This window comes from Streptomyces populi, from assembly GCF_002911015.1.
In the GTDB taxonomy this organism is placed as follows: Bacteria; Actinomycetota; Actinomycetes; order Streptomycetales; family Streptomycetaceae; genus Streptomyces; species Streptomyces populi.
In genome coordinates, this window is sequence record NZ_KZ626941.1 from 23,398 (window position 1) to 29,697 (window position 6,300).

Annotated in this window: 6 protein-coding genes and 1 pseudogene; 2 read left to right on the forward strand and 5 right to left on the reverse strand. The window is 71.7% G+C overall.

Annotation, left to right across the window (positions count from 1 at the left end; translation table 11 throughout):
• The first annotated feature begins 13 nt into the window (after positions 1–13).
• Entirely contained in the window at positions 14–1,225 is a 1,212-nt protein-coding gene (locus CW362_RS33975; RefSeq protein WP_103553468.1) for an AAA family ATPase, read from the forward strand.
• Positions 1,226–1,266: 41 nt separating this feature from the next.
• Positions 1,267–2,424 carry a vWA domain-containing protein gene (locus CW362_RS33980; RefSeq protein ID WP_103553464.1) on the forward strand — a complete coding sequence of 386 codons (1,158 nt, stop codon included), beginning with the start codon at positions 1,267–1,269 and terminating at the stop codon, positions 2,422–2,424.
• Positions 2,425–2,445: 21 nt separating this feature from the next.
• On the opposite strand, the gene CW362_RS33985 is transcribed toward CW362_RS33980, so the two are convergent.
• The 5 genes and pseudogenes from CW362_RS33985 to CW362_RS34005 form a co-directional block, all read right to left on the reverse strand.
• Entirely contained in the window at positions 2,446–4,413 is a 1,968-nt protein-coding gene (locus CW362_RS33985; RefSeq protein ID WP_162684313.1) for a HEAT repeat domain-containing protein, read from the reverse strand.
• Positions 4,414–4,491: 78 nt separating this feature from the next.
• Positions 4,492–4,677, reverse strand: a pseudogene (locus tag CW362_RS45740) (IS5/IS1182 family transposase); the annotation flags it as partial.
• Positions 4,678–4,753: 76 nt separating this feature from the next.
• A complete protein-coding gene (locus tag CW362_RS33995; protein WP_240658172.1) occupies positions 4,754–5,062 on the reverse strand; it encodes a hypothetical protein in 309 nt (102 codons plus the stop codon).
• A gap of 2 nt (positions 5,063–5,064) precedes the next feature.
• Positions 5,065–5,583, reverse strand: a complete 519-nt coding sequence (locus CW362_RS34000) for a DUF4916 domain-containing protein (protein WP_162684314.1) — start codon at positions 5,581–5,583, stop codon at positions 5,065–5,067.
• 21 nt (positions 5,584–5,604) lie between these two features.
• A partial coding sequence (locus CW362_RS34005) for a hypothetical protein (protein ID WP_206301137.1) occupies positions 5,605–6,300 on the reverse strand: 696 nt, incomplete at its 5' end.

Sequence of the window (6,300 nt, forward strand, 5' to 3'; positions counted from 1 at the left end):
CATCGACGGCACCATGTCCACCGCGTCCGCGGCGTCCGTCGCGGACGCCGCGCCCGCCGGCCCGCTGGCGGCCGCGGACGACCTCAACCGCAGGCTGCGCACGCACCGCACCGAACCCGCCGCGAACCCGCAACTGGAGGCGCTGGCCCTCGCCGTGACGGCCAATCAGCCCGTCCTGCTGTGGGGGGAACCGGGGATCGGCAAGTCGGCTGCCCTGGAGCAGCTCGCCGCCGGGCTCGGCCTGCCGCTGGAGACGGTCATCGCCAGCGTGCACGAACCCTCCGACTTCGCCGGACTGCCCATCGTCGGTGACGACCCGGCCACGACCGGCGTCCCGATGGCCCCGCCCGACTGGGCGGTCCGCCTCGCCAAGGCCGGACAGGGCCTGCTCTTCTTCGACGAACTCTCCTCCGCTCCGCCCGCCGTGCAGGCGGCCCTGCTGCGCGTGGTGCTCGAACGACGGGTGGGCAGCCTGGTCCTGCCGGAGGCGGTACGGATCGTCGCCGCCGCCAATCCGCCCTCCAGCGCGGCCGACGGCTGGCACCTCAGCCCGCCGCTCGCCAACCGGTTCGTCCACCTCGAATGGACCCACGACTCCCGGACCGTCGCCCGCGGCATGGCCGGCACGTGGCCGGAGGTGGCCGTGCCCGTCGTCGGCGCCGCCAAGGTGCCCGGCGCGGTCGCCCGCGCCCGCGGCGCGATCTCCGGCTTCCTCACCGCCCGGCCCGGCCTGGTCCACCACATTCCCGGCGATGCCGAGAGCCGGGGTCGGTCCTGGCCGTCCCCCCGGACCTGGGAGATGGCGCTCAGACTGCTCGCCACCGGTTACGCGGCCGGTGTCGGCCGCGAGGCGCTGGCCGCCGCGCTCACCGGTGCCCTCGGGGACGGCGCGGGCCTGGAGCTGCTGTCCTACCTCGAACACCTCGACCTCCCCGACCCCGACCGTGTCCTCGCCGACCCGGACGCCTTCGCCCTGCCCGACCGCGGGGACCGGCAACTGGCGTTCCTCATCGCGGTGGTCGCCGCCATCCAGAGCGACCTCACCCGGCCCCGCTGGGAGGCGGGCTGGGCGGTCCTGGCGAAGGCCGTGGACGCGGGCGTACCCGACGTGGCCGCCCGGGCCGCCACCGACCTCGCGTCGATGCGGCAGCTCGACTGGCCCGTACCGCCGGGCATCGACGGGTTCCTCGACCTGCTCCAGATGTCCGGGGCGCTGGGCCGGTGAGGTCCGCGGGGAAGACGGACGGTTCCCGTCCCGCCCTGGACATGACCAAACTGCTCGCCGCCCGCTACCGCGCGGCGAGCGACCGGCCCTACCTGGCGGCCGCGCTCTACTCCCTGACCGTCGTCCCGAGCACCGACGTGCCGACGATGGGCGTGGACCGGTACTGGCGCTGCTACGTGTCTCCCGCCTTCGTCGACGCGACACCGGTGCCCGAACTCGCGGGCGTGTGGGTGCACGAGGCGGCACACCTGCTGCGCGACCACCACGGCCGCGCGGACCGGCTGCCCGCCGCCGCCCAGCGCGACTGGCACCGCGTCAACGTCGCCCAGGACTGCGAGATCAACGACGACCTGCTCGCCGACGGCCTGCACCTCCCCGAAGGCCGCGTGGAACCCCGCCTCTTCGGCCTCCCCGAAGGCGGGTTCTTCGAGGCGTACCTCGACCTGCTGCCGCCCCACGTGCGGACACCGGACTGCGGATCGGGCGCCCACGGCCGGCCCGCGCCCTGGGAACTCTCCGACTCCGGCGGACCCGCACGGCTCGGCGACGTCGAGGCGCAGGCCCTGCGGCGACAGACCGCCGAGGCGATGCGCGCCCACCTGCGCGGCCGTGGCACCCTGCCCGGGGGCTGGCAGCGCTGGGCCGAGGAGGTCCTGGAACCCACGGTGGACTGGCGGCAGGCGCTGTCCGGCGCGGTCCGGGAGGCCGCCGCATGGGCGGGCGGAGCCGTCGACTACACCTACCGCCGCCCCTCGCGCCGCACCCCCGCGCTGCGCGGCGTCGTCCTGCCGAGCCTGCGCCGGCCGCTGCCGCGGGTGGCCGTCGTCATCGACACCTCCGGCTCCATGGGCGACGCCGAACTGGCCGCGGCCCTCGGGGAGGTGACGGGCGTCCTGCGCGAGGTGGGCATACGGGGCAACCGCGTGACCGTGCTCGCCTGCGACGCCGACGTCCAGGCCGTGTCCCGGGTGACGGCCACCGAGCAGATCACCCTGGGAGGCGGTGGCGGCACGGACATGCGCGTCGGCATCGAGGCGGCGCTCGCGGCGCCGGAGCGCCCGAACATCGTCGTGGTCCTCACCGACGGGCTCACCCCCTGGCCCGCCGAGAACCTGCCCTGCCGCGTCATCGCGGCCCTGATCGGCTCCAGCGCACCGCAGCCCCCGGGCTGGGTGGAGACGGTACGCATTCCCACCTGACGCACGGCCCGGTGCGCTCGGTCACGTGCGTTCCACGTCCGCGAGGGCCTGTTCGACCAGGGCGCGCAGCTCCTGGTCCTGGAGGACCATCGGGTATCCCCCCTCCGCGCTCAGCCGGCGGTCCGACCGCCGGACGGTCAGCAGCGCGGCCCGGATCGCCGGGCTGGTCCCGCCCAGACGGACGAGGGCCCGGAGCGCGTCATGGAAGAAGCCGAAGCCGTCGCCGCCCTCGGCGACCGGCGTGATGAACTCCTCGAGGACGCGCAGGCTCGGTTCGGCCCGTCCCGTGATCGACCAGAGCGTGATCGCGGCGGTGAGACGTGTCCAGTGCGTGCTGTTCTCCATGACGCGCCGGACCCGGTCCGCGTAGGGGGCGGCGTCGAGGCCGAAGCCGGCCAGGGCGTCGATCGGCCCGTGTCCGGGTTCCTGCGCCGTCGTGACCGCGTCGCCGATGAGCCGCAGCGCCGCGGCACGGTCCTCGTCGATGTACGCGGCGGTCCAGGCCACGAACGAGTGGTTGCCGGGATCGTGCAGCACCTGGCAGGCGCGCAGGGCTGGTCCGGCCGACGCGGCGGCCGGACCCAGGGCTCTCAGTACGCGCATCACGTCGAACGACGTCCGGGTGTCGGCGAGCAGCGGCAGGAGATCGGGCAGGGCCGGCAACGCGGCCTCGCCCCATGCCTCCAGCACCGGCAGGAACGCGCGGGTCACGTCACGCCGGGTCCCGTCCGGCCGGAGCGCCTCGCGCATCTCGGGCAGCAGCACGTCCGCGTACGCCGACAGCGGGATCAGCACGTCCTTGACGTCCGGCCGTCTCGGATCGCCGGCGATGTACGAGCGGCCCTGCTCCTCCTCCTGCGCGCGGAGCTGGTCGACCAGGCCCGGCAGGGCGCGCGGGTCACCGATCCGGGCCAGTGCCCAACGGGCGATCTCGCAGATCCTTCCGTCGAGGTACAGGTCGCTTCCCTCGTCGTCGACCAGTTCGGCGAGCCGGTCCGCGTAGGGGGCCGCCGCCGGGCCCAGTACCGCGAGTATGTGTACGGCCCGCAGCCGTACGGCGTCGTCCGGACTGGCCAGCAGAGCGCCGGCCGGTGCCAGCAGGGCCGCTTCCGCGGAACGCCGCCGGGTGAGGAGCTGCCACGCCAGGTCCAGTGTCTCCCGGTTCAGCGCGGTGTCCCCGGTGCGGTCCGCCGTCTCGAACAGCCGCAGCACGAAGCGGAGTTCGGCGTCGGGGTCGTGCTCGAGCGTCCACGCCGTCGACCGGACCACCTCCTCGCGGGTCCAGGGACCGTCGACCGCCGGGGTGTACCAGACCTCTTCGAACCGTGGCCGCAGCGCGGGGTCGCAGAGCACGTCGACCAGCCGGGTCATCTCCCGGGCCGGGAGTCCCCGGTCGCGTTCCGCCGAGGCGTGAACGGCCGCGAGCCACAGCAGCGGATCGTCCCCGGCGAGCAGCTCCGCCAGTACCGCCTGTACGTCGGCGGCGCCGTCGGCCGGACCCGCTCCGGTCTCCCGCGGCGCGGCCTCGCCGAGTGCGTGCAGGAGCGGGATCCGTACCGCGGGGTCCGTCTCCGCCCGCCAGCGCTCCAGCAGCCCCGGGATCCCGTCCGCCAGGGGGATCGCCGCCCGCCGCACGGCCGGTTCGGGGTCCGCGAGCAGAGCCCGCGCTCCCGTCCAGTCCTCGTCCTCCAGGGCCGGCGCCCGCATGTCCGCCAGCAACTCGACGAGGGTCACCCGCGCGCCCATGGCCGGGTCGGCGGCGAGCGCGATGACGAACGGCAGGGCGACCGCCGCCGCGGACGGCGTCCCGCCCTCCTTCTCCGTCACGAGGCAGTACAGCGGGTGGCAGTCCTCCTCCGTCGCCCGCGCACCCGCGCGGGCGAGCCGGCGCAGCGCCCGCGGCACACTCCTGACCGGTTCGTCCGGACGCCTCGTCCCGAGTCCGTCCCACACCACGGCGTCCAGCGCCTCCAGCGACATTCCCGTCAATGCCGTCCCGTCCGTATCGCGTCGTCCCGTTCGTCACCGGCCGCCATCGTCCAGGAATCCAGCGGTCCTGTCGCCCGATTTCTCAGCCTTGAGGAGAGGCCGTCCGGGGCGTCTGTGGTGGGGCACCGCCATGCCGCAGTTGAGACAGGCGCCGTCGCCCAGCACGGTCACTTCCTGGCAGTGCCGGTTCAGCCCGGACGCCCGCCAGGCATGGGCATCCGCGGTGGTGCCCGACACCGACCGGGCGGCCGCGACCACCAGCCGGGGCGGGGTCTGTCAAACGAGCGGCTGGCTTCGATCACTTCTTACGACAGCGTTTGTTGACGAGTTCTGGGCTCTGTCACAGATCTTGGGGAGCGAACGCGGAGGGTGACCGTTGCAGGGCCTTACAAGATCTCGACAGTCCCGGGCGGGACGGTCCCTCGCCCGCGTAGGTGGCGCCCAGTGGCGCCGACGGCGCGTCGTCCTCGGCGAGCGTCAGGCTGGGCCAGGGCCCGGCGAGGGTGGCGTCGTCCAGGGTGATGCCGAGGTGGTCGAGTACGAGGGCCACTACCGGCGCCATCCCGGCACCCTCGCCCTCGTGCAGGGCGAGTGCCGCCTCCACCCGGTCCCACCAGTGGCCGAGTGGTCCGAACCGGGTGTGCTCCATAGTTATGCCCCATGCAGTTGCCGCCAGCGGGTGAGGGCCTCGTAGGCCACCTTGCCTTGCCCAAATCCGAAGGTACTGGGCGCCGGTGGTGAGCTGAGCTCAAAGGTGTGGAACGAGAGTGCCTCTCCCGCTGCGCGGGGCTCCCCTTCGATGATCCCTGCGTAGGTGATCGACACGGCGTTCTTCCGTGGATCGTGCAGTTCACCTGGTCGAGGTTGACGGTAGTACTGATATACGCCGACCCAAGCCAGACTCGCCGTGTCGACGCTTACGGCCGAACCCAGCGTTGCATCAACGTGCCGATCCACCGCCTCGACTAGGGATTCATCGAGCAACACCCTGCCACCAACGAGGTTCAGACCCCGGTCTCCATCGTATGTGTCCCGCTTGATGAGTCCGAACCTGCTTGTTCCTGCGATCACAGGGAGCAAATCGACGCACAGAATTGGCACTCGCGCGCAGACGAACTGGTAGTCCTCCTCCGGGATCCAGCGGTCTCCGGCGTTAGTGTGCTCCTGCACAATCCCTCCAAGGCTTCGGCTTCAGTCCACCAGTTCCTTCAACCACCCATCTCGTCTTGCGTACTGCATGGTGCGAACCAGTTCCCCAACTTCTTTGAGCAATCCCGAGAGTCGGCCCTTCAACGCTTCTCTCTCTGCATCGGTCATCATTCTCGTGAACTCACGGTAGGAGGCGGCCCGCTCGAGCAGGATGTCGGCGCGCAGTAGGTCCATCTGTCCCCGTTCCGCTTCCGAAGACGCCCTGTCTAGATCCTCTTGCGCTCGAATGTAGTCGTCGTCTTCAATCTGATGGCGGAGTCGGTAGAAACGCGCCCGTTCCAAGAGCCCGCGCACGCTGTAGTCGGCATAGCCTGCGGTCCGGAACATCGCTACAGCGTCGTCCAAAATTTCTTGTGTCCCGTGGACGAAGTCGGTGCTCCGGACTTCTCGCTCCATCAGGCTCAGCCGGGCCGCACCTAGTACGAGCAATCGGATGGCCCTGGAGAGGAGAGAGCTGTCCTGGCCATTGGTGCCCCACTCCTGGTCGCGCTCCGCCTCATCCAGGACCTGATCTGCATGGCCGGTCTCGATCAGGAAGTACCCGTAGCGGAAGAGGCTCTGCGAGTACAGGAACGGCGGACGCGGCCGATCCTCGCGATCAATCTTTCTGGCCTCCTCAAAAAGTTTCCCCGCCTCCGAATTCTGCCCAAGCATGAAGTGCACCTCGGCGAGCGAGGA

What these genes read in the sequence shown, in the direction of transcription:
- CW362_RS33975 (WP_103553468.1), top strand. Translation starts at nt 14, where the DNA reads ATGTCCACCGCGTCCGCGGCGTCCGTCGCGGACGCCGCGCCCGCCGGC.
- CW362_RS33980 (WP_103553464.1), top strand. Translation starts at nt 1,267, where the DNA reads ATGACCAAACTGCTCGCCGCCCGCTACCGCGCGGCGAGCGACCGGCCC.
- CW362_RS33995 (WP_240658172.1), bottom strand. Translation starts at nt 5,062, where the DNA reads ATGGAGCACACCCGGTTCGGACCACTCGGCCACTGGTGGGACCGGGTG.